Here is a 20932-nt window from a genome sequence, read left to right on the forward strand (position 1 = left end):
GATTTCCTTTTACTTCGGTAAGTAAGATCCCTGAAAGATGATCAGGTAGATAGGTTCGAGGTGGAAGCATGGCGACATGTGGAGCTGACGAATACTAATCGATCGAGGACTTAACCCAAATAAGTATCGAAATAAGTGAACGATATGAATATCTTGATATGAAAACATTATCTAGTTTTGAAGGAATAAAAAAAGATAAAAAAACATCTTGATTTTCTTCAATAATATATTATAATAATATTTGTCTGGTAATGATGGCGAAGAGGTCACACCCGTTCCCATACCGAACACGGAAGTTAAGCTCTTCAGCGCCGATGGTAGTTGGGGGATCTCCCCCTGTGAGAGTAGGACGTTGCCAGGCTGGTATTAATCCACCATAGCTCAGCGGTAGAGCATTCGGCTGTTAACCGAAGGGTCGTAGGTTCGAATCCTACTGGTGGAGCCAATTATATGGAGAGCTGTCCGAGTGGCCGAAGGAGCACGATTGGAAATCGTGTAGACGGTCAACGCCGTCTCAAGGGTTCAAATCCCTTGCTCTCCGCCATTATCTTTGGCCCGTTGGTCAAGCGGTTAAGACACCGCCCTTTCACGGCGGTAACACGGGTTCGAATCCCGTACGGGTCACCAAAGTTCTTTTGAGACATTTATTGTAAATGTCGATACATAGGAGGATTAGCTCAGCTGGGAGAGCATCTGCCTTACAAGCAGAGGGTCGGCGGTTCGATCCCGTCATCCTCCACCATCTATAACATACAATTAATACTATCGCGGGGTGGAGCAGTTCGGTAGCTCGTCGGGCTCATAACCCGAAGGTCGCAGGTTCAAATCCTGTCCCCGCAACCAAATGGTCCCGTGGTGTAGCGGTTAACATGCCTGCCTGTCACGCAGGAGATCGCCGGTTCGATCCCGGTCGGGACCGCCATTTTCTTTGAAAATAGAATTAGGCTCGGTAGCTCAGTTGGTAGAGCAATGGACTGAAAATCCATGTGTCGGCGGTTCGATTCCGTCCCGAGCCACCATGATTTTTTCACAAATGTGAAAGAATCACCATATAATGCCGGTGTAGCTCAGTTGGTAGAGCAACTGACTTGTAATCAGTAGGTCGTGGGTTCGACTCCTATCGCCGGCACCAGAAATATGGAGGGGTAGCGAAGTGGCTAAACGCGGCGGACTGTAAATCCGCTCCTTCGGGTTCGGCAGTTCGAATCTGCCCCCCTCCACCATTTCTTTTCAAAAAATAGTAACAATTTGTATTGTAGGGGCATAGTTTAACGGTAGAACAGAGGTCTCCAAAACCTCCGGTGTGGGTTCGATTCCTACTGCCCCTGCCAATTATAAAATTATGGCGATTGTGGCGAAGTGGTTAACGCACCTGATTGTGGTTCAGGCATTCGTGGGTTCGATTCCCATCAGTCGCCCCATAATTTACTCTCTTATCGACTTTTACTTGAGTCGTTTTTATTTCCAGTTTTATTGGGCTATAGCCAAGCGGTAAGGCATCGCACTTTGACTGCGACATGCGTTGGTTCGAATCCAGCTAGCCCAGCCATTTTGCGGAAGTAGTTCAGTGGTAGAACACCACCTTGCCAAGGTGGGGGTCGCGGGTTCGAATCCCGTCTTCCGCTCCAAATATTTCAGGTGGCATAGCCAAGTGGTAAGGCCAAGGTCTGCAAAACCTTTATCACCGGTTCAAATCCGGTTGCCACCTCCAATTTTATTAAAATAGTTATTCATATATACGAGACAAGCCGGGGTGGCGGAACTGGCAGACGCACAGGACTTAAAATCCTGCGGTAGGTGACTACCGTACCGGTTCGATTCCGGTCCTCGGCACCATTTGAATAATTATGATTGAGTATGCCGGTGTGGCGGAATTGGCAGACGCGCACGACTCAAAATCGTGTTCCTCTGGAGTGCCGGTTCGACCCCGGCCACCGGTACCAATCGCGGGTGTAGTTTAATGGTAAAACCTCAGCCTTCCAAGCTGATGTCGTGGGTTCGATTCCCATCACCCGCTCCATACATAACTTCTCAAGACTCTAACCTTTGGTTAGGGTCTTTTTTGTGTTGTTGTAAGTCAGCTGTTGTATTTAATAAACAAAAGGCACAGAACATCTTTGTGCACTGTGCCTTTTTAAAGGGGGATTAATTCTATTCCATTAGCATGCTAATTCCTTTTTCAAGTTCTTTTAACACTTCAGGATCTTTTTCTGTTGCTTTATAATTTTGGAGAGATTCTAACGCTTCTTTATCCCCTATTTTTCCTACTGCCCAGGCAGCTGTTCCTCTAATTACAGGACGAGGATCATTTTTTAACAGGTTAAGGAGGTCAGGAATAGACGTGATATCTTTGTAATGAGCCAGTGCAATAATGGCATTTCGTTGTATCGGTTTTTTTCCACGCCATGATCCGGAGATTTTACCAAAGTTCTCTTTGAATTCTCTGTTGGTGATGGTCAAGAGGGGCTTTAGCTTCGGTTTTACGATTTCAGGATCAGCCTCCATTTCAGGATGGAGATGAAAGTCTATACCTTTATTTTCAGGGCACACTGTCTGGCATGTATCACAACCATAAAGCCTGTTCCCTAATTTGGTGCGGTATTCTTCTGCAAGGAAGCCTTTTGTTTGAGTTAGGAACGCGATGCATTTATTAGAATCGAGTTGTCCACCTTGAACAAGTGCCCCAGTAGGACATACTTCCACACATTTATTACAGCTCCCACAGTTGTCTTCAAGAGGCGTATCTGGTTCAAAAGGTAAGGTAGTAATCATTTCACCTAAATACACATAGGAACCAAATTCAGGCGTTATAATAGCACAGTTCTTGCCGCTCCAACCGATACCCGCACGTTCAGCAACTGCTCTGTCACTTAGTTCACCGGTATCAACCATAGATTTCATTAGAGCATCTGGACGTTTTTCTTTTATAAATGCTTCCAACAAACTGAGTTTCTCTCGTAAAATATCATGATAATCGATTCCCCAGGATGCACGGCAAAATATCCCCCGTCTATCTTCACGAGTGCTTCTTGGTGCGTCTTTCATTTTGGAGGGATATGCAAGAGCAATGGCGATGATGCTTTTAGCTTTAGGCACTAAGAGCTCAGGGGTAGTACGTTTTTCAATATCAGGTTCCTCGAACCCAGATTGATAGTTAAGCTCCTGTTGAGTGATTAGTCTTTCTTTTAGACCGGTGAACACTCCAGCGCTTGCAAATCCAATCTTATCAATGCCTATCTGCTTGCTATAGGCGATTATTTCTTCTTTAAGTTTGATGTTTTCCTCATTCAATGTGAACACCTCCTTTATTGTTTTTTAGCCAACCTATATTTTAACATATTTTTAGAAAAGGTCATTTTGTTTGATATATCTAATTATATCCATATCGAATCTCTTGAAGCGAAGTATGGACAAGTTATATGATACAATTACCATAATAATGAAAAGAAAGGGTGGGATAGATGAAAGTAATGGTTGCTGAAAATGTAGCTGGCAAGTTCGGTATCATCTTTTATAAAGATATTACAGTTGGTTCATCCCCACAGATGTTAAAAGGAAGAATTCGCCTTTTCCAAGAATCACTTCACTTGGATTTAGAAGATAAGGAAATGAAAGATATATCTGGGGTTGCTGAGTGGCGTTCTGTATTTAAGAAAACGGGGACAGACCCATCTAGGTATCGTCCATCTGTCGAGGCTTTGTACCGTAGGATTAAAAAAGGGCAATTTCTTGAGCCATTCAATTCCGCTGTGGATTTGAATAACTTTTTTTCGTTGAAATATGAAATCCCCTTTGGAATCTATGATGCTGATAAAATTATCGGAGATGTAACGATTGCTGTGGGGGATGAGACGGCAAGCTATGAAGGGTTAAATGGACGGGAAATTAAATTATCTAAGATGCTTCACGCTAGTGATGGTGAAGGTCCGTTCGGGAGTCCTTTTGTAGATAGTCGTAGGACAGCCATCTCAGAAGAGAGCACTACTGCTTTGCATGTTGTGTATTTCAAGCCTTCGATGGAAAGTGATGAATGTCAGGAAATGCTTGCTGCAATTAGCGATATGTTTCTACAGGTTCATGGTGGGACGAGCGAGTATATGGTTTTGGATTGAAAGTAGGTAATTAGGTTTGCCTGCTTTTAAATCTATTGTGATGGGAGAGTTGTGGATGAGTTTTATGTTGAAGGAGCGTAAGGAACCAGGTGAGCTTAAGTTATTAAGGATGCTGAAGGCGCGTGGCGGGTTATTGGATGATAGTCGCTTTTGGAGCTTGCAAAAAGGTTATCGGGGAGAGGTTCTTTTCGATAAGTGGTTTTCTAGTGTGGATGGAGAGTGGATTGTGGTGAATGATCTCTTGCTCGAGCATGCAGGCAGTGTTTTTCAAATCGATTCACTTGTGATTGGCTTGGATAGGGTGTACTTGTTTGAAGTAAAGAATTTTGAAGGGGACTTCTTACTTGAAAAGGACAGGTGGTACTCTGGCAGTAAAGAAATAAAAGATCCCCTATTACAGATGCAGCGGTGTGAAGCTGCGTTAAGACAACTCCTCAGAAGCCTCGGATATCAACTCCCTATAGAATCTTCCCTCATATTTATTAACCCCGAGTTTACCCTTTTTAATTGCCCACCTAAATTACCAATAGTGTTTTGTTCCCAGTTGAATCGATTTTCTAAAAAGTTATTGCAGCAATCTGCTAGTTCAGGAAGGTTACATGCTCGACACTCTCGTTTGGCCGAGAAGTTGTGCGAGTTGCATATGGAGAAGTCGCGTTATGAGCGGCTGCCAGAGTATAGGTATGAGGAGTTGTGGAAGGGGATTGTTTGTGTTGGGTGTGGGGGGATGGGGGTGCGGTATCATTATAGAATGATTGAATGTGAAAGGTGTGGAAGTAAGGAAGCTCTGGACATGGCTATGTTAAGGACTATAAATGAGTGTCGTAGTTTGTTTCCACAAATGAAAATCACTACAAAGATTATTCATGATTGGATTGGGGAAACGGTATCTAAGAAAGTAATTCAAAGGGTTTTGCAAATTAACTTTTCATTAATTGGATATGGAAAATCGGCTAATTATGTGAAGGAACCGCAAAGATTATAAGAACTGATTAAAAAGCTTATTAATTTTATGCTAGATGACTCCCTCTGCCAGCGGAAAGCAGGAAAGATTGTCCTCGTACAAGAGGAACAACTCCCTCCGCCAGCAGAAAGCAGGAAAGATTGTCCTCGTACAAGAGGAACGACTCCCTCCTCCAGCAGAAAGCAGGAAAGATTGTCCTCGTACGAGAGGAATGACTCCCTCCGCCAGCGGAAAGCAGGAAAGATTGTCCTCGTACGAGAGGAATGACTCCCTCCGCCAGCAGAAAGTAGGAAAGATTGTCCTCGTACGAGACAAATGCCTTCATAGTGCAAATCAAAGTTACCCAAGAGCTTCTAACAAAATCCACCCCCAGTTACCCAAAACCTTTCAACAAAGATCAAATCCAAACCCAAATTACCCAAAACCACTTCCAAAAAACAAATCCAAAATCTCTCACACATTTCCCAAGCCCCTCACATAAACATATCTACTAGGAACATTACCCAGAGAGAGGGGCAAGCCCATGAGAGATAAGCTCAAAAAACATATTCAGAACCGCCTCGATACTTATGTATACCAAAGTAAGCAAACGAGTAGGGCAATTATGAACGATGCTACGATTAAACAAAAGCAAGAAGCACATAAGCGAAGGGGTGCGGAGATAGTTAAGTGCAGTGCGACGGCGAGGATTCATTCTATTCATCAGGATGAACAGCAGCGTGAGGCCACTGTTTTTTACGAGGTACACATTCGATATCTGATAAAGCAAAAAGAAAAACTGTATCTTGAGGAGGAGGCAGATCAGCGTTATTCAGAATGGATTGACGGTGAACTCATACAAGATTTCTCTATTCAGGATGAGGGGGACCGGACTTCACCTCGTTTCATTCCGCCACTAGAGGAGGACGAAGAACAGCAGTCATTGCGATTCAAATATAGCCGGGTGGAAGCGGTCAGGTATGCAGAACAGTATTGGAACAGTTATAATCCGCAGTTTAAGAAGTTTGAGGTGAATTGTACTAATTATATTTCGCAGTGTTTGTTTGCTGGTGGTGCGCCGATGGTCGGGTATCCGAAGAAATCTGGCGGATGGTGGATGCGGAATAATGATTGGAGTTATACGTGGGCAGTGGCTCATGCCTTGAGGTGGTATTTGCCGAGCGCCAAGCAAGGTTTAAAAGCGAAAGAAGTAAGCAACGTGTCGCAACTTATGCCGGGTGATGTGATTTGTTATGACTTCGAGGGGGATGGTCGCTTTGATCATAATACAATCGTTGTTGCGAAAGATGAGAATGGGGAGCCATTAGTGAATGCCAACACATATAACTCGCGGATGAGGTATTGGAAATATGAAGATTCCACTGCTTACACGCCGAATATAAAATATAAATTTTTCCACGTCTTAGACCGTTAGTAGATACTTGATTCCAAGGCGATAAAAAGGTATTGTTGTATAGGATGAAAGTGAATGAAATATGAGGTGACGATTGTGGGATTACATGTGGTATTATATCAGCCAGAGATTCCAGCTAATACAGGAAATATTGCTAGAACTTGTGCAGCTACGAACACAACATTGCATTTGATCAGACCGCTTGGCTTTTCAACTGATGATAAGATGTTGAAGCGTGCCGGGCTTGATTATTGGGAATTTGTGAATGTGGTTTATTATGATTCGTTGGATGAGTTGTTTGAAAAAAATAAAGAAGCGGAATTCTTCTATATTACGAAGTTTGGGATGAAGCCGCATACTTCATTTGATTACAGCAAATTGGATAAGGACTATTTCTTTGTATTTGGAAGAGAGACGACTGGTTTACCAAAAGATTTGATTCAGAGTAATTTGGATCAATGTTTGCGTTTGCCGATGACAAAGAATGTAAGGTCGTTGAATTTGTCTAATACTGCAGCTATTTTAATATATGAAGCTTTACGTCAGCAGGATTATCCTAATCTTTCTATAGAGTTTCCGGAAGAATAAAGAGAAGCCCTCCACCTTTCAAGCAAAAGTTGAAAGGTGGAGGGCTTCTTTATTTAGGCAATTTACTTTTTACGTGTACCAGGGCGTTCGTTATAGCCAGCAGTGAAGATTGCTGTTAGGAATGCAAGACATACGCCTAAGATTAAGAATCCAGATGTACCCATATTTGGTTCCTCCTTATGTAGGTTTAGTTCATGTAAGCATACTATCTATATTATAGCCCAATGGACAAGTTATGTGAATGAAATCTGTGGATAATTTTTGACAGTGTTATTTTCAACTCCCTGCTGCCTTATATTCCAGGTGTTCGCTTTCTCAACAACGCATTAGGCCACTGAGAAAGTCTTTGATTTTATTTGTCATTTACACAACGCTGTTGATTTCCGCAAATGGCTTCGCTTTCCTAGGTCGCTGCTGGAGCTTTCTCGGACTGCGCCCTGCGGGTCTCTACCTACCGCTACCTCCCTCCGGAGTCTCACACCTTGCACTTCAGCCATAGGGGAGGAAGTATTACATTCATTTATGTACGTACAAACTTTTAAAAAAAGCATGTTTCACTCCCACGGCGCATAGAGTATATTAATCACGCAATCACGACTCTTGAAGCTGTAATAAAAGGGGAGGTCCTTATGGATATTTTACGTAAAATTGAAAAGTATCGGGAAGAAGAACAGAGGCTGAAGTGGGAAGGAACCTTCGGGCAGTACTTGGAAATTTTGAAAGCAGAACCATGGGTAGCTCAATCCGCACATTCACGGGTTTACAATATGATTAAAGATGCTGGGGTAGAAGAGGTCAATGGCCAGCGAAAGTATAACTTCTTTAGCAATGCGCTTTTTGGTTTAGAAGAAGCGTTGGAGCGGTTGGTGGAGGAGTATTTCCATCCGGCTGCGAAAAGATTAGATGTAAGGAAGAGGATTTTGTTATTAATGGGGCCAGTTAGTGGAGGGAAATCCACGTTGGTCACCATCCTTAAACGTGGACTTGAGCAGTACACTCATACGAATAGAGGAGCGGTATATGCCATTAAGGGATGTCCGATGCACGAAGACCCGCTTCATTTAATTCCACACCATTTAAGAGATGATTTTCACAACGAGTATGGCGTGAGAATAGAAGGAAACTTGTCGCCGTTAAATATGATGAGGCTTGAAAAAGAATATGGGGGCAGAATTGAGGATGTATTGGTGGAGCGTATCTTCTTGTCTGAGAATCAGCGTGTCGGAATTGGTACATTCAGTCCGTCCGATCCAAAATCACAGGATATTGCCGATTTGACTGGAAGTATCGACTTCTCGACGATAGCGGAGTTTGGTTCAGAGTCCGATCCTCGTGCATATCGTTTTGACGGAGAGCTGAACAAGGCGAACCGCGGGATGATGGAGTTCCAGGAGATGCTGAAATGTGATGAGAAGTTCTTATGGCATTTATTGTCCCTAACGCAGGAAGGAAATTTCAAAGCTGGAAGATTTGCCCTCATAAGTGCGGATGAACTCATAGTTGCTCACACGAATGAAACCGAGTATCGTTCTTTTATCTCCAATAAAAAGAATGAAGCCTTGCATTCGCGTATTATCGTGATGCCGGTTCCATATAACTTAAGACTTTCTGAAGAAGAGAGAATTTATGAAAAGATGATCAATGAGAGTGATGTGGCAAATGTCCATATTGCGCCGCACACGCTTAGAGTGGCTGCGATGTTCACGATTCTTACGAGACTTAAAGAGGCTAAACGTGGCGATATTGACCTTGTGAAGAAAATGCGCCTGTATGATGGAGAGTCTGTGGAAGGTTTCAACTCTGTAGATGTTCAGGAGCTTAAGAAAGAGTATGCTGATGAGGGAATGAGCGGGATTGATCCACGTTATGTGATCAACAGAATCTCATCCACCATTATTCGAAAAGAAATTCCGTCCATTAATGCGCTTGATGTTCTGCGTTCTCTAAAAGAAGGGCTGGATCAGCATGCATCCATCTCTAATGAAGATAGAGAGAGATTCTTAAACTTCATTTCTGTCGCGAGAAAAGAATATGATAATATTGCCAAGAAGGAAGTTCAGAAAGCATTTGTGTATTCGTATGAAGAGTCTGCGAAGACATTAATGGATAACTATCTGGATAACGTCGAGGCGTATTGTAATAAAGCGAAACTAAGGGACCCTCTCACTGGAGAAGAAATGAGTGCAGATGAGAAATTGATGCGTTCCATTGAGGAGCAAATCGGGATCTCTGAAAATGCGAAAAAGGCATTCCGTGAAGAGATCCTCATTAGAATTTCTGCTTATGCGCGTAAAGGGAAGAGATTTGACTACAACTCCCATGAGCGCTTAAGAGAAGCAATTCAGAAGAAGCTGTTTGCTGATCTGAAGGATGTGGTGAAGATCACGACCTCTTCCAAGACTCCGGATGAAACACAGCTGAAGAAAATAAATGAAGTGGTTGCCCGCTTGATTGATGAGCATGGATATAACTCCACCTCAGCAAACGATTTATTAAGATATGTAGGAAGTCTATTAAATAGGTAACAGCTTAGCAGCGGTGCTCATTCCCGCTGCTTTTTACTATGTATAGGTTTGTAAATACAAAATAAGGGGAAATTAATAATAAGAGGTGATTACAATGAGTAAAGAAAAAACATATGAAAATACAATGGCCCCTAATGAAAAAGAGATGGAAAAGCTGGCTAAGGAAATGGAGCAACTGAAGGAAAATAAAACCGACAGAGAGCGCAGTCCTAAGCAGCATAAAAACAACCAGGAAAATGAAAAAGAATAATCACACCTTCCAGCAATTTTGGGAGGTTTTTTTGTTGTATATAAAGATATTCATCGTATAGTACGACCCTCTTGCCGCATAAAATTATTATTACTAACGAATCGTTACTCGCTTGTCTTATTTAAAGGATTGCGCGCCCAATTATCTAAATAATCTGTCAATTATTTGAGATATGTGCATAGGATAGAGTAACCAACCCTTATTTTCTCAAAGGTTGGATTCATTAAATTTCACCAAGATATTTTATGAAAATAGTGATGAAAAGGTTCCTAGAAACGTAAAATGAATTAAATAGGGAGGGATATCGATGACAATGTCAGATGATGCGAATTTTATAGTGTCCAAAGAGGATTGGTCCCTCCATCGAAAAGGCCACGACGACCAAAAACGCCATCAGGAAAAGGTCCAGGAGGCTATCAAAAGTAACTTACCAGATCTTATTACTGAAGAGAACATTGTAATGTCCAATGGCAGAGAGGTCGTTAAGATCCCAATCAGGTCTTTAGATGAGTACAGAATTCGTTATAATTATGACAAGAACAAGCATGTTGGCCAAGGAGATGGAGACAGTCAGGTCGGGGATGTTGTAGCCAGGGACGGGTCGGGTCAGCAGAAGGGTCCAGGTAAGGGGCAAGGAGCGGGAGATCAGGCCGGAGAGGACTATTATGAGGCTGAAGTGTCCTTAATGGATCTTGAAGCGGCACTTTTCAACCAACTGGAGCTTCCAAACCTGCAGCAAAAAGAGCGTGATGAAAATATCATCGAGCACTATGAATTTAACGATATTAGACGCACTGGTCTTATGGGGAATATAGATAAAAAACGAACGATGATGTCCGCCTATAAACGGAATGCGATGACAGGTACGGCCAGTTTCCATCCAATCTATCAGGAGGACCTGAAGTTTAAAACCTGGAACGAAGTGGTGAAGCCAGATTCAAAAGCGGTTGTTCTGATGATGATGGATACGAGCGGCTCTATGGGCATGTGGGAAAAATATATGGCACGAAGCTTTTTCTTTTGGATGACACGATTCCTTCGAACGAAATATGAGACAGTGGATATTGAGTTTATTGCTCATCATACAGAGGCGAAGGTTGTAAGTGAAGAGGATTTCTTTTCAAAGGGTGAAAGTGGAGGTACGATCTGTTCTTCCGCTTATCGGAAAGCACTGGAGCTTATCGATACGAAATACAATCCTACTCGTTTCAATATTTATCCGTTCCACTTTTCCGATGGAGATAACTTGACTTCTGACAACCAGCGTTGCGTAAAATTGGTGGCAGAACTTATGAAGGTTTCCAATATGTTCGGATATGGGGAAGTAAATCAGTATAATAGGCATTCTACACTGATGTCGGCATATAAGAATGTCAATGATGAGAAGTTCAGGCATTACATTTTGAAGCAAAAACCGGATGTCTTCCATGCAATGAAAGAGTTCTTTAAGAAAGAACAAAATAAAAAGTTTGCTTGATTAAAACCAGCCTTGAGGCTGGTTTTTCTTGTGGGACAAAAGGAGGAATAAATGGTCCGGAAAGCGAAGTATTAACAATGAACAATGAAAAATGAGAGCTAATGTTGGTAGGGGCGTTGATATGGTTGAAAATCTAGGACATGTTCTATATCATGTATTAATTATTTTGTTTCCCATTTTGGTTTATTATCAGTTTTTAAATAAGGGTGCTATAGGAATAACAGGAAAAGTGAATTTTCGGTTTTTAATTATTATGATTTTTATGGTCATTTGTACGATGACTTTTCCAATTGAAGTAACCGAGGGGTCTTATTATGACCAAAAATTGATACCTGTCATTTTATCATTTTTATATGGTGGTTTGTTAACAGGGGCTGCAGTAGTGGTGTCCATGCTTTATTATTTATATATAATCGGTGACAACCATATTTTTGTCATGGTAATAAATTACTTAATTCTAGCAGGACTATTGATAGCATTGCGAAATAGATATATAAGTTTAAGCTTAAAAAAGAAGATTTCAAGCATTTCCTTCTTATTTTTAGTCATTACAGCAACCAGAGCAATCAGGTTATTTTACCTGAATGAAGAGAAAGAAGTTTTTCTAAATGTATTCGTTTCTTTTATTACTTGGGTCTCTTTAGTAACAGCTATTATGATTATTGAAAATTTGAATATGCAAATGCAATTGCAACATGAACTACAACGTTCAGAGAAGCTTAAAGTGGTAAGTGAGCTTGCTGCATCAGTGGCGCATGAGGTCAGGAATCCTATGACATCCACCAGGGGATTTCTTCAGTTGATGAGTCAAGATGGTAATTTAAATAGTTCCCAAAAGAGATATATTGACATCTCTATTGAGGAACTAGACAGGGCACAATCCATTATTCAGGACTATCTATCATTGGCCAAGCCCAATAAGCAGGGGATGGACAGGGTCAATGTATCTAAGGAGTTGGTACACGTCGTCCAGCTCATGTCCACTTATACGACTTTTAATAACACGACGATTAGTCATGAGATAGAAGAGGGATTGTACATTAAGGCAAATAAGGATGAACTGAAACAGGTGTTGATTAACTTGATCAAGAATGCTATTGAAGCTATTGATAAGGATGGTACGGTGACAGTTAAGGCTTCTAGTTTCAGAGGGATGGTTGTAATAAAAATCATGGATGATGGTGTGGGGATGACGCCACAGCAGGTTGAAAGGTTAGGAACACCCTTTTATTCGACAAAGGATAAGGGGACCGGAATTGGGTTGACTATTTCTTTTCAGATTATTGAGTTGTTGCAAGGAAAAATTGATGTAACAAGTGAGGTTGGAAAAGGAAGTATTTTTTCTATTAAGTTACCTGTGGAAACTAGTGAAAGCAGCTAGTTTCTTTTTTATTGTGTTAAACGCCGCTGTGGATTTCCGCAAATGGCTTCGCTTTCCTAGGGGCTGACGAGAGGCCTCCTCGGCTTTGCCTGCGGGGTCTCCACCTAGCGCTATCTCCCTCAGGAGTCTTCGCCTTTTGCTCCAATCCACAGCTATAAAACTTACAAATTTTAATATACTACTTTACATAGAAAAACCCCCGACTATCGCTAGTCGAGGGTTTTTATTAATTACTTAAGGGACACACCGTGGAAGTAAGGAGTACCACTGAAGTCTACGAATAGACCGTTAGCACCGTTTGTTCCATAGATGAAGTCAGGGTGTTGCAAGTAAACCATTGGAGCTTCGTCTACAAGGATCTCAGAGATCTCTTTGTATGCTTCGTCACGCTTAGCTTGATCAGTCTCAGAACGAGCTAGGTCAAGTAACTCATCCACGCGGTCGTTTGCGTAGAATGAACGGTTACCAGGTGCACCGAAAGCAGAAGAGTGGAATAAAGCGTATAAACCGTAGTCAGCGTCAGCTGTTACAGTAGTCCAACCTAAGATGAATAGTTCATGCTCACCAGCGCCAGTTTTCTCTAGGAAAGCACCCCATTCGATTGTTTCAATGTTAACTTTGATTCCGATTTGGCTTAACTGATCTTGAGCAAGTAATGCGATGTCCGCACGCTCTTTAGATCCTTCGTTTACAAATAAAGTTGTTTCAAATCCATCTTCAAATCCAGCTTCAGCTAGTAAAGCTTTAGCAGCTTCTACATCATAACCAAGTGGCTCAAGATCTTGATAGTTACCAACTACTGTAGGAGCAAGAGGTCCTACGGCAGGTACACCTTGACCGTCAAGGATACCGTCAACGATATCGTTTTTGTTGATAGCCATAGAGATTGCTTGACGAACTTCTTTAATGTTGAAAGGTTCTTTTTCCATGTTGAATCCTAAGTAGTCCATACGAGTACCGCGAACACGAGTTAATTCGATTCCAGCACTTTCCATACCTTCTACACGAGCAACGTCAGAAGCACCAACTTGGATAACGTGAGCTTCACCAGTTTCAAGTTGTGCTACACGAGTAGCTTGTTCAGCATTTACTACGAATTTAACGGAATCAAGAGCAGGAGCTCCATTCCAGTAGTTTTCGTTTTTGTTTAATACGATTTCAGCACCGCGGTTCCAAGATCCAAATACAAATGGACCAGTACCTACTGGGTTTTCGTCGACTTTCTTACCACCATTTTTTTCTTCTTCCAAAGCAGAAGGAGCAATGATAGATCCAGCGTTATGTGCTAAGTGAGCTGGTAGTGGAGCGAAAGGTTTTTCTGTAACAAATTGAACAGTGTAGTCATCAACTACTTTTACTTCTTTAATCATGTTAAGTACAACTGCACGTGGAGATGCAAATTCAGGATCGATAATACGCTCGATCGTCATTTTTACAGCATCTGCAGTGAAGTCAGTTCCGTCATGGAATTTAACGTCATCACGAAGTTTGAATTCCCAAGTAGTGTCATCGATTGCTTCCCAAGATGTAGCTAGAGAAGGAATGACAGTTCCGTCTGCTTCATATGCAGTTAAACGGTCGAATAATTGAGTTGTTACGTTAGTTGTTGCAGTATCGTTCATTCCGTGCGGGTCAAGAGTAGGAGCATCAGATGCTACAACGTATACTAATTCTCCGCCTTCTTGTCCTGCAGCTTCTTCACCGTCGCCTGATCCGGTATTAGTATTTCCGTTTGTTGGTGTGCTGCTGTTACCGCCACTACATGCTGAAAGAACTAGCATAAGTGAAAGCAGAAGCAAGAAAAACACATTCTTTTTTGCTTTCATGTAAAAATTACCCCCCTGAAGATTTGGTTTGTGTTACAAGATTGTAATCAATGGATAAGCCACGATTGAATATTATCATAATTCAAAAACTGAAAATTCACAAGAGTTGTTTTACAAGAAATTTTAACATTTTTATTATTTTTGTAATAATTTCTGAGAAAAAACGAATGAATATTACGTTTTTGTTAATTTTTTCATGCATATAATGAAAGATAATTCGAAACTAGAAATATATTAAGCACAAAATTAAGTATGCTAAGACTCTTTAAAACTATTGTAATATTACGAATTAATAGCTATTATAGAATCTAGTTATGTTGAATATTTAGAAATATTAAGTTTGTTACAAAGTTAATGAGATGAAGGGATGAGAAGAGCGTATGGATCAACCACAACCACAAACGACAACAGGAGTTCCAGTTAGTATAGAAAATGCTAAATCGGTTCGTTGGAAAACATTCTATAAAAAACTGGCAAAAAATAAAGCTGCCATGGCTGGCGCCTTTATTATTATATTTGTTATTTTGATGGGGATTTTTGCCCCGTTACTTGCAACCCATGATCCTAATACAACGAATGTAATGAATAAGCTGAAACCGCCATCTGCTGAAAATTACTTGGGCACTGATGATTTAGGGCGAGATATATTCAGTCGTTTGCTCTTTGGAGCAAGAATTTCATTGGGTATTGGGTTTGTTTCTACTATTTTAGGTGCGATTGTCGGGGTTTCTCTTGGAATCGTATCAGGTTATTACGGTAGATGGGTTGATTCCTTAATTATGAGAATATGTGATGTATTATTGGCTTTCCCTGGGATCCTTCTTGCTTTAGCTATCGTAAGTGTTCTAGGAGCAAGCACGCAAAACGTAATTATTGCTGTTGCTTTTTATGCAGTACCGTCTTTTGCAAGGATTGTCCGCGGTTCTACTCTAAGTGTAGGGAAATTAGAATACATTGATGCAATTAAGGCAATGGGAGCAAAAGATTTCAGAATAATTTTTAAACACATTTTACCGAATATTATGTCACCAATTATTGTACAAGCAACGCTATATATTGCTTCTGCCATTATTACAGCAAGTGCCTTGTCCTTCTTAGGAATGGGAACAAGACCACCTACTCCAGAGTGGGGTGCGATGTTGAGTCAAGGGCGTTCTTATATTGCACAGGCTCCTCATATTACTCTGTTTCCTGGCCTTGTCATCTTGTTGGTGGTTATCGGATTCAACTTGATGGGTGACGGACTTCGAGATGCGTTAGATCCGAAAGCGAAAAAATAATGGAGAAGAAGGTGAACTAACATGTTTATATATATCATTCGAAGACTTTTCCAAACGATACCGGTTATGTTTGGTGTGACGTTGGCAGTATTTATGATGATGCACTTGATTCCTGGGGATGCAGCGCAGATTATGGCTGGTGAACAGGCTAACCCTGAACAGATTGAAGCGATGCGTGAGAAATTGGGATTAAATGAACCGTTATATGTTCAGTATTTCAGTTATATCGGAAATGCGATTCAAGGAGATTTAGGAACTTCCATCCGTACGAACCGTGATGTTACTTCAGAGATTTTTACAAGCAGGTTCTGGATTACAGTGGAGTTAGCGATTTGGGGAACGTTATTATCTGTTGTTCTAGGGTTGATAGCTGGTATTGTATCCGCAACAAGAAAATATTCTTTTGCAGATACTTCCTTAATGATTGTCGCGTTGTTTGGGATCTCCATGCCTAACTTCTGGCTCGGAATCATGCTCATTTATTTCTTCTCTGTTAACTTAGGGGTACTTCCTGTTGCAGGATGGGGGAATGATTGGAAGCAGGTGATTTTGCCGGTTATCACACTTGGAACTGGTGGAGCAGCAATTATTGCTCGTATGACTCGTTCAAGTATGTTGGATGTTATTGATCAGGATTATATTCGTACGGCTTATGCAAAAGGTGTCAGTGATAGATTAGTCATTTATAAACACGCCCTGCGCAATGCGTTAATACCGGTTGTAACAGTTGTAGGTCTGCAATTTGGTGGATTGCTTGGAGGAGCGGTAATTACAGAAACAGTTTTCGCTATAAATGGACTGGGACGTCTAATTATCAGTTCCATTACAATGCGTGATTTCCCAATGGTTCAGGGAACAATTCTTGTCTGTACGATTTTGTTCGTATTTGTAAACTTCCTAGTGGATATCACATACCGTTTAATTAACAAACGAATAGATCTTAACTAAAAGGACGGTGAAGAAAATGACAGCTGCAAAGAACGATAAAATATTAGAAGTAAAAGGGTTACGCACTTCCTTCTTTACAGATGAAGGAGAAGTAAAGGCCGTGGACGGTGTGGACTTTTCCATTGAAAAAGGGAAGACGCTTGGTATTGTAGGGGAGTCTGGATCCGGTAAAAGTATTACCTCCCTATCTATTTTACGTTTGCTTCAGGAACCTGTTGGTAGAGTAGTAGGCGGAGAAGTTATTTTCAAAGGTGAGAACCTTTTAGATAAAACAAAAAAACAAATGATGCAGATTCGTGGAAACAACGTATCGATGATATTCCAAGAACCGATGACATCTTTAAATCCTACATTGACCTGTGGAGAGCAGATTGCAGAATCTGTTCGTATTCACCAAAAGCTAGGACGCAAAGCTGCTTGGGTAAAAGCGGTGGATATGCTTCGTTTAGTTGGTATCCCATCTCCAGAAAAACGTGCAAAACAATATCCATTCGAGCTTTCAGGCGGAATGCGTCAACGTGTGATGATTGCGATTGCACTAGCTTGTAATCCGGAGTTGTTGATTGCAGATGAGCCAACTACTGCATTGGATGTAACCATTCAAGCGCAGATTCTGGATTTAATGAAAAAATTACAAGAGGAACTCGGGACATCACTTATGTTGATTACCCATGATCTCGGTGTAGTAGCTGAAATGTGCGATAAAGTCGCGGTAATGTATTGCGGAAAAGTGGTAGAATATGCAGATGTTCAAACCATCTTCTCCAGTCCTAAACACCCGTACACGGTTGGTCTATTAAACTCTGTACCAAAGCATGATCAGGATGTGGAAGGAGATCTATCTGTTATTGATGGATCAGTGCCAAGTCCTTTCAACCTGCCACAGGGCTGCCGTTTTGCACCTCGTTGTCCGCACGCGAAGGACATTTGCCGTAGCAGTTTGCCGGACTTGAAGGAAACAGAAGATGGCGATCAGGTTCGCTGCTGGATCTATACAGATAAGTGGGAAGATGAGGAGGTTGCTGCTAGCCATGAGTAATCAAACATTATTAGAAGTAAAAAACCTTAAACAATACTTTCCTATTAAAGGTGGAATCTTCGGAAGAACGGTTAACCATGTCAAAGCAGTAGATGACATCAGTTTTTCTGTGAAGGAAGGGGAAACGGTCAGTATCGTTGGAGAATCCGGTTGTGGTAAATCCACAACTGGCCGAGCGATCCTGCGTCTTGATAATCCATATTCTGGAGAAGTAAGCTTCCAAGGTGAGGATTTACTTGGTCTGAGCAAGTCTCAGATGAGAAAGAAGCGTAAAGATTTGCAAATCATTTTCCAAGATCCATATGCATCCTTGAACCCTCGTCAAACAGTGAGCCAGATTTTAGAGGAAGCATTAGAAATCCAAAATGTTGTCCCTCGTAAAGATCGTCGTAAAAAGATTGTGGAACTGCTTGAAACGGTTGGAATCGGTGCTCATCAGGTTGACCGTCACCCTCATGAGTTCAGTGGTGGACAACGTCAGCGTATCGGTATTGCCCGAGCATTATCGGTTGATCCGAAGCTGATTGTTTGTGATGAAGCCGTTTCAGCATTGGACGTTTCGATTCAAGCACAGGTATTGAATTTGCTTAAAAGATTACAACGTGAATATAATCTGACGTATCTTTTTATCTCCCACGACCTTGGGGTTGTACGTCATATATCTGATAGAATCATTGTTATGTATTTAGGTAAAATTGTAGAGATTGCTGATAAGGATGCTCTTTTTGCTAACCCGCAACATCCTTATACTAAAGCGTTATTATCTGCAATTCCAAGTACAGATCTTAGTAAAAAGAAAGAGCGTATTATCTTAAAAGGTGATGTGCCTTCTCCAATCAATCCTCCTGCTGGCTGTCGTTTCCATACGCGCTGTCCTTATGCATTTGATCGATGCAGAACCGAAGAGCCAAAGTTACATGGTATTCCAGGCGTTAACCAACAGTCTGCCTGCCACTTGGTGGAAGACGGAGCAGTTGATTTTTCACAGTTGAAGACGAATTATTAATATTTTTTGGAAAGGCCACTCTCAGCGGTAGTTGGGGGTGGTTTTTTGTGTTTCTGTTTTATTTTTTTAAAGTTGAAATAAGGGTTTGATTGAAAGTAATGAAACGCAAAATGGTAGTTGTAGATGAAATTTGCGTTTCATAGGCGTTGAATGGAACGCGAAATATGGTTGTAGTGAAAATTCATGTGTCATTGAGGTTGAATGGAACGCGAAATGTGGTTGTAGTGAAAATTCGCGAGTCATAGGGATTGTATGAACCCGCAATCGTTAATCCGGTTACCATAGGGGGTGAATGGGATACCCAAATAACACCGAAAATCACCAATAGACCTAAAAACACCCATAAAAAACCCAATTAAAACAACCAATAAAATTCTCTCCACCAAAACAACCACCAAACTACACCTTAAAACATAAATTTTTAGAATATTTCATTTTTGGCACGTTTCTTGCATCTACCTCTATCGAGAATAAAAACATATTCAAAAAGGGGAGAATCAACCGTATGCAAAGGCAATTACGAAAAAAGAGTAAAGCAAAATGGATGATGCAGTATTTATTGATTATCTGTCTATTATTTCTTGCAGCGTGTAGTTCGAACACAACAAGCAACAGCAGTACCAATAATCAACCAGATCAAAACACTAATGAAAGCAATACAGAAGAAACAGTGGAAGCTAACGGGGAGTTAACAGTCGGTATAGAAGCGGAGCCAACATCCCTCGACCCGTTCAATTCCACAGATGGAAACTCTGCAACGGTTCAGAGTACCATGTTTGAAGGTTTCTTGCGATTCGACGAAAAGATGAATCTCGTACCTGTACTAGCAACTGAATACAACTTTAATGAGGACGCAACGGAAATCACTTTCACCCTTCAACAGGGAGTAAAGTTCCATGATGGAACAGATTTCAATGCTGAAGTAGCAAAAGAGAATCTAGACTTTGTTCGTGATGCTGAAAATGGCTTGGCACGTGCATCGTTCTTCTCATTTATAAGTGAAGTAACAGTAAATGATGATTACAGCATCACAATCAAGTCGGAAGAGCCTAACTCTGCAATGGCTTCTTATATGGCGCATTCATCCGCATCTTTCAAATCACCGGAAGAGCTGAAAAAGAAGAAAGAAGATCTTGACTATAACCTAGATCGTAATCCGGTCGGAACTGGACCGTTTAAATTCCAAGAGTGGAAGGACAGCGAGCAAATTGTTGTTACAAAGAATGAAAACTATTGGAATGCACAAGAAAAGCCGAAGGTGGACAGCATCACCTTCTTGCCGATTGTAGAGGCGAGCACCCGTGTCAATAAGCTGAAAACAGGAGAGGTGGATGTGATTTTCCCAATTCCTACGCTTAATGCAAAAGAGCTTGAGCAGGAAGAAAACGTTGATTTATATGTAGGATCATCTACAAACGTTTTCTATATCGGAATGAATTTTAAAGAAGAGAAATACCAAGATCTAAAAGTTCGTCAAGCAATGAACCATGCGGTCGATAAAGATGGACTTATTGCACAAATTGCAGATGGATATGCACAAGTGGCTGATTCCGCCATCGCGCCAGCTGTTTATGGCTATGCAGGGCAAAGTGTGTATGAACATGACAAGGAACGTGCAAAAGAATTACTAAAAGAAGCAGGAATGGAAGAAGGATTCAAAGCAACTTTGTGGACGAGAAATACTACGGAATTTGTTTCTGTAGCGGAGTATGTGGCTATTCAATTGAAAGAGATTGGCATTGACGTGGAAGTACAGGCGTTTGAAAGTGGAACGCTCTTTGAAATGTTAGATGCAGGGGAAAAAACGGATCTATGGATTGGCCGCTGGTCACCGGGAACAGGGGAGGCGGATTATGGCTTACGACCTAACTTTGCTTCAGATCGTATTCCACCTAACTTCAATAATTCCGGTTTCTATATTAATGAGGAGTTAGATGGTCTGTTTGACGATGCGCTTCGTACCCCTGACGAGGACAAAGCACTATCCATCTATGGAGATATCCAAATGAAAATTTATGAAGATGCTCCGTGGGTATTCTTGCATATTCCAGACACCATCATTGCAAAGGGGAAAGATGTCAATGGTATCTATGTTCTTCCTTCAGGGGGAGTACATCTTAATTTAGTAGAAAAACAATAATAG

General features: G+C 41.3%; 15 protein-coding genes, 17 tRNA genes and 2 rRNA genes. 32 read left to right on the top strand and 2 right to left on the bottom strand.

Features of this window, described 5'->3' with window-relative positions:
- The 19 genes from LC091_RS12645 to LC091_RS12735 all read left to right on the top strand — a co-directional run.
- Positions 1–118, top strand: a 23S ribosomal RNA gene (locus LC091_RS12645); the annotation flags it as partial.
- A gap of 126 nt (positions 119–244) precedes the next feature.
- A 5S ribosomal RNA gene (rrf, locus tag LC091_RS12650) occupies positions 245–361 on the top strand.
- 9 nt (positions 362–370) lie between these two features.
- Positions 371–445: transfer RNA gene (locus LC091_RS12655), tRNA-Asn, on the top strand.
- Between the two features lie 7 nt (positions 446–452).
- Positions 453–544 (top strand) — tRNA-Ser (locus LC091_RS12660).
- An 8-nt stretch (positions 545–552) separates the two neighbouring features.
- Positions 553–627, top strand: a tRNA-Glu gene (locus LC091_RS12665).
- A 39-nt stretch (positions 628–666) separates the two neighbouring features.
- Positions 667–742, top strand: a tRNA-Val gene (locus LC091_RS12670).
- A gap of 24 nt (positions 743–766) precedes the next feature.
- Positions 767–843: transfer RNA gene (locus tag LC091_RS12675), tRNA-Met, on the top strand.
- A 3-nt stretch (positions 844–846) separates the two neighbouring features.
- Positions 847–922: transfer RNA gene (locus LC091_RS12680), tRNA-Asp, on the top strand.
- 21 nt (positions 923–943) lie between these two features.
- A tRNA-Phe gene (locus LC091_RS12685) sits at positions 944–1019 on the top strand.
- Between the two features lie 37 nt (positions 1020–1056).
- Positions 1057–1132, top strand: a tRNA-Thr gene (locus LC091_RS12690).
- A gap of 7 nt (positions 1133–1139) precedes the next feature.
- Positions 1140–1223: transfer RNA gene (locus LC091_RS12695), tRNA-Tyr, on the top strand.
- 34 nt (positions 1224–1257) lie between these two features.
- A tRNA-Trp gene (locus tag LC091_RS12700) sits at positions 1258–1331 on the top strand.
- Between the two features lie 14 nt (positions 1332–1345).
- Positions 1346–1421: transfer RNA gene (locus tag LC091_RS12705), tRNA-His, on the top strand.
- Positions 1422–1474: 53 nt separating this feature from the next.
- Positions 1475–1549, top strand: a tRNA-Gln gene (locus LC091_RS12710).
- Positions 1550–1553: 4 nt separating this feature from the next.
- Positions 1554–1628: transfer RNA gene (locus tag LC091_RS12715), tRNA-Gly, on the top strand.
- A gap of 9 nt (positions 1629–1637) precedes the next feature.
- Positions 1638–1711, top strand: a tRNA-Cys gene (locus tag LC091_RS12720).
- 36 nt (positions 1712–1747) lie between these two features.
- A tRNA-Leu gene (locus LC091_RS12725) sits at positions 1748–1836 on the top strand.
- Between the two features lie 23 nt (positions 1837–1859).
- Positions 1860–1943 (top strand) — tRNA-Leu (locus LC091_RS12730).
- A gap of 3 nt (positions 1944–1946) precedes the next feature.
- Positions 1947–2020, top strand: a tRNA-Gly gene (locus LC091_RS12735).
- Between the two features lie 131 nt (positions 2021–2151).
- Here the strand turns inward: LC091_RS12735 and queG are convergent.
- The gene (gene queG, locus LC091_RS12740; RefSeq protein ID WP_226682421.1) at positions 2152–3291 is read right to left on the bottom strand and encodes a tRNA epoxyqueuosine(34) reductase QueG; all 1140 of its coding nucleotides are present in this window, start codon (positions 3289–3291) and stop codon (positions 2152–2154) included.
- A gap of 170 nt (positions 3292–3461) precedes the next feature.
- Here queG and LC091_RS12745 point away from each other — a divergent pair, with 170 nt between their 5' ends.
- The 8 genes from LC091_RS12745 (at position 3462) to LC091_RS12780 (ending at position 12690) form a co-directional block, all read left to right on the top strand.
- Positions 3462–4112 carry a B3/B4 domain-containing protein gene (locus tag LC091_RS12745; RefSeq protein WP_226682422.1) on the top strand — a complete coding sequence of 217 codons (651 nt, stop codon included), beginning with the start codon at positions 3462–3464 and terminating at the stop codon, positions 4110–4112.
- Between the two features lie 55 nt (positions 4113–4167).
- Positions 4168–5097, top strand: coding sequence for a nuclease-related domain-containing protein (locus LC091_RS12750; protein ID WP_226682423.1), 930 nt, complete (start codon positions 4168–4170; stop codon positions 5095–5097).
- 502 nt (positions 5098–5599) lie between these two features.
- Entirely contained in the window at positions 5600–6490 is an 891-nt protein-coding gene (locus LC091_RS12755; protein WP_226682424.1) for an amidase domain-containing protein, read from the top strand.
- 66 nt (positions 6491–6556) lie between these two features.
- Positions 6557–7057, top strand: coding sequence for a tRNA (uridine(34)/cytosine(34)/5-carboxymethylaminomethyluridine(34)-2'-O)-methyltransferase TrmL (gene trmL / locus LC091_RS12760; RefSeq protein WP_168862866.1), 501 nt, complete (start codon positions 6557–6559; stop codon positions 7055–7057).
- A gap of 629 nt (positions 7058–7686) precedes the next feature.
- Positions 7687–9582, top strand: a complete 1896-nt coding sequence (locus LC091_RS12765; protein ID WP_226682425.1) for a PrkA family serine protein kinase — start codon at positions 7687–7689, stop codon at positions 9580–9582.
- A gap of 94 nt (positions 9583–9676) precedes the next feature.
- A complete protein-coding gene (locus tag LC091_RS12770; RefSeq protein WP_168862864.1) occupies positions 9677–9832 on the top strand; it encodes a hypothetical protein in 156 nt (51 codons plus the stop codon).
- Between the two features lie 307 nt (positions 9833–10139).
- Entirely contained in the window at positions 10140–11309 is a 1170-nt protein-coding gene (gene yhbH / locus LC091_RS12775; protein ID WP_226682426.1) for a sporulation protein YhbH, read from the top strand.
- A 91-nt stretch (positions 11310–11400) separates the two neighbouring features.
- A complete protein-coding gene (locus tag LC091_RS12780) occupies positions 11401–12690 on the top strand; it encodes an ATP-binding protein (RefSeq protein ID WP_226682427.1) in 1290 nt (429 codons plus the stop codon).
- A 230-nt stretch (positions 12691–12920) separates the two neighbouring features.
- Here the strand turns inward: LC091_RS12780 and LC091_RS12785 are convergent, their stop codons facing one another.
- On the bottom strand, positions 12921–14516 hold the full coding sequence (locus LC091_RS12785; protein ID WP_226682428.1) for a glutathione ABC transporter substrate-binding protein: 1596 nt from the start codon (positions 14514–14516) through the stop codon (positions 12921–12923).
- A gap of 380 nt (positions 14517–14896) precedes the next feature.
- Here LC091_RS12785 and LC091_RS12790 point away from each other — a divergent pair, with 380 nt between their 5' ends.
- The 5 genes from LC091_RS12790 (at position 14897) to LC091_RS12810 (ending at position 20929) form a co-directional block, all read left to right on the top strand.
- A complete protein-coding gene (locus LC091_RS12790) occupies positions 14897–15796 on the top strand; it encodes an ABC transporter permease (protein WP_226682429.1) in 900 nt (299 codons plus the stop codon).
- A 21-nt stretch (positions 15797–15817) separates the two neighbouring features.
- A complete protein-coding gene (locus tag LC091_RS12795; RefSeq protein ID WP_226682430.1) occupies positions 15818–16744 on the top strand; it encodes an ABC transporter permease in 927 nt (308 codons plus the stop codon).
- Positions 16745–16760: 16 nt separating this feature from the next.
- On the top strand, positions 16761–17783 hold the full coding sequence (locus LC091_RS12800) for an ABC transporter ATP-binding protein (RefSeq protein ID WP_226682431.1): 1023 nt from the start codon (positions 16761–16763) through the stop codon (positions 17781–17783).
- On the top strand, positions 17776–18789 hold the full coding sequence (locus tag LC091_RS12805; protein ID WP_226682432.1) for an ABC transporter ATP-binding protein: 1014 nt from the start codon (positions 17776–17778) through the stop codon (positions 18787–18789). Before LC091_RS12800 ends, LC091_RS12805 begins: the two co-directional genes overlap by 8 nt.
- Before the next feature lie 505 nt (positions 18790–19294).
- Positions 19295–20929, top strand: a complete 1635-nt coding sequence (locus LC091_RS12810; protein ID WP_226682433.1) for a glutathione ABC transporter substrate-binding protein — start codon at positions 19295–19297, stop codon at positions 20927–20929.
- The last annotated feature ends 3 nt before the right edge of the window (positions 20930–20932 follow it).

It is taken from the genome of Sutcliffiella horikoshii (assembly GCF_020524325.1).
Classification (GTDB): domain Bacteria; phylum Bacillota; class Bacilli; order Bacillales; family Bacillaceae_I; genus Sutcliffiella_A; species Sutcliffiella_A horikoshii_D.

Excerpts from the sequence above, each read along its gene's own strand:
- LC091_RS12755 (WP_226682424.1), top strand. The coding sequence starts at position 5,600 with ATGAGAGATAAGCTCAAAAAACATATTCAGAACCGCCTCGATACTTAT.
- yhbH (WP_226682426.1), top strand. The coding sequence starts at position 10,140 with ATGACAATGTCAGATGATGCGAATTTTATAGTGTCCAAAGAGGATTGG.
- LC091_RS12745 (WP_226682422.1), top strand. The coding sequence starts at position 3,462 with ATGAAAGTAATGGTTGCTGAAAATGTAGCTGGCAAGTTCGGTATCATC.
- LC091_RS12790 (WP_226682429.1), top strand. The coding sequence starts at position 14,897 with ATGGATCAACCACAACCACAAACGACAACAGGAGTTCCAGTTAGTATA.
- LC091_RS12795 (WP_226682430.1), top strand. The coding sequence starts at position 15,818 with ATGTTTATATATATCATTCGAAGACTTTTCCAAACGATACCGGTTATG.
- LC091_RS12780 (WP_226682427.1), top strand. The coding sequence starts at position 11,401 with ATGAGAGCTAATGTTGGTAGGGGCGTTGATATGGTTGAAAATCTAGGA.
- LC091_RS12785 (WP_226682428.1), bottom strand. The coding sequence starts at position 14,516 with ATGAAAGCAAAAAAGAATGTGTTTTTCTTGCTTCTGCTTTCACTTATG.
- LC091_RS12805 (WP_226682432.1), top strand. The coding sequence starts at position 17,776 with ATGAGTAATCAAACATTATTAGAAGTAAAAAACCTTAAACAATACTTT.
- LC091_RS12800 (WP_226682431.1), top strand. The coding sequence starts at position 16,761 with ATGACAGCTGCAAAGAACGATAAAATATTAGAAGTAAAAGGGTTACGC.
- LC091_RS12770 (WP_168862864.1), top strand. The coding sequence starts at position 9,677 with ATGAGTAAAGAAAAAACATATGAAAATACAATGGCCCCTAATGAAAAA.
- LC091_RS12765 (WP_226682425.1), top strand. The coding sequence starts at position 7,687 with ATGGATATTTTACGTAAAATTGAAAAGTATCGGGAAGAAGAACAGAGG.
- LC091_RS12810 (WP_226682433.1), top strand. The coding sequence starts at position 19,295 with ATGCAAAGGCAATTACGAAAAAAGAGTAAAGCAAAATGGATGATGCAG.
- LC091_RS12750 (WP_226682423.1), top strand. The coding sequence starts at position 4,168 with ATGAGTTTTATGTTGAAGGAGCGTAAGGAACCAGGTGAGCTTAAGTTA.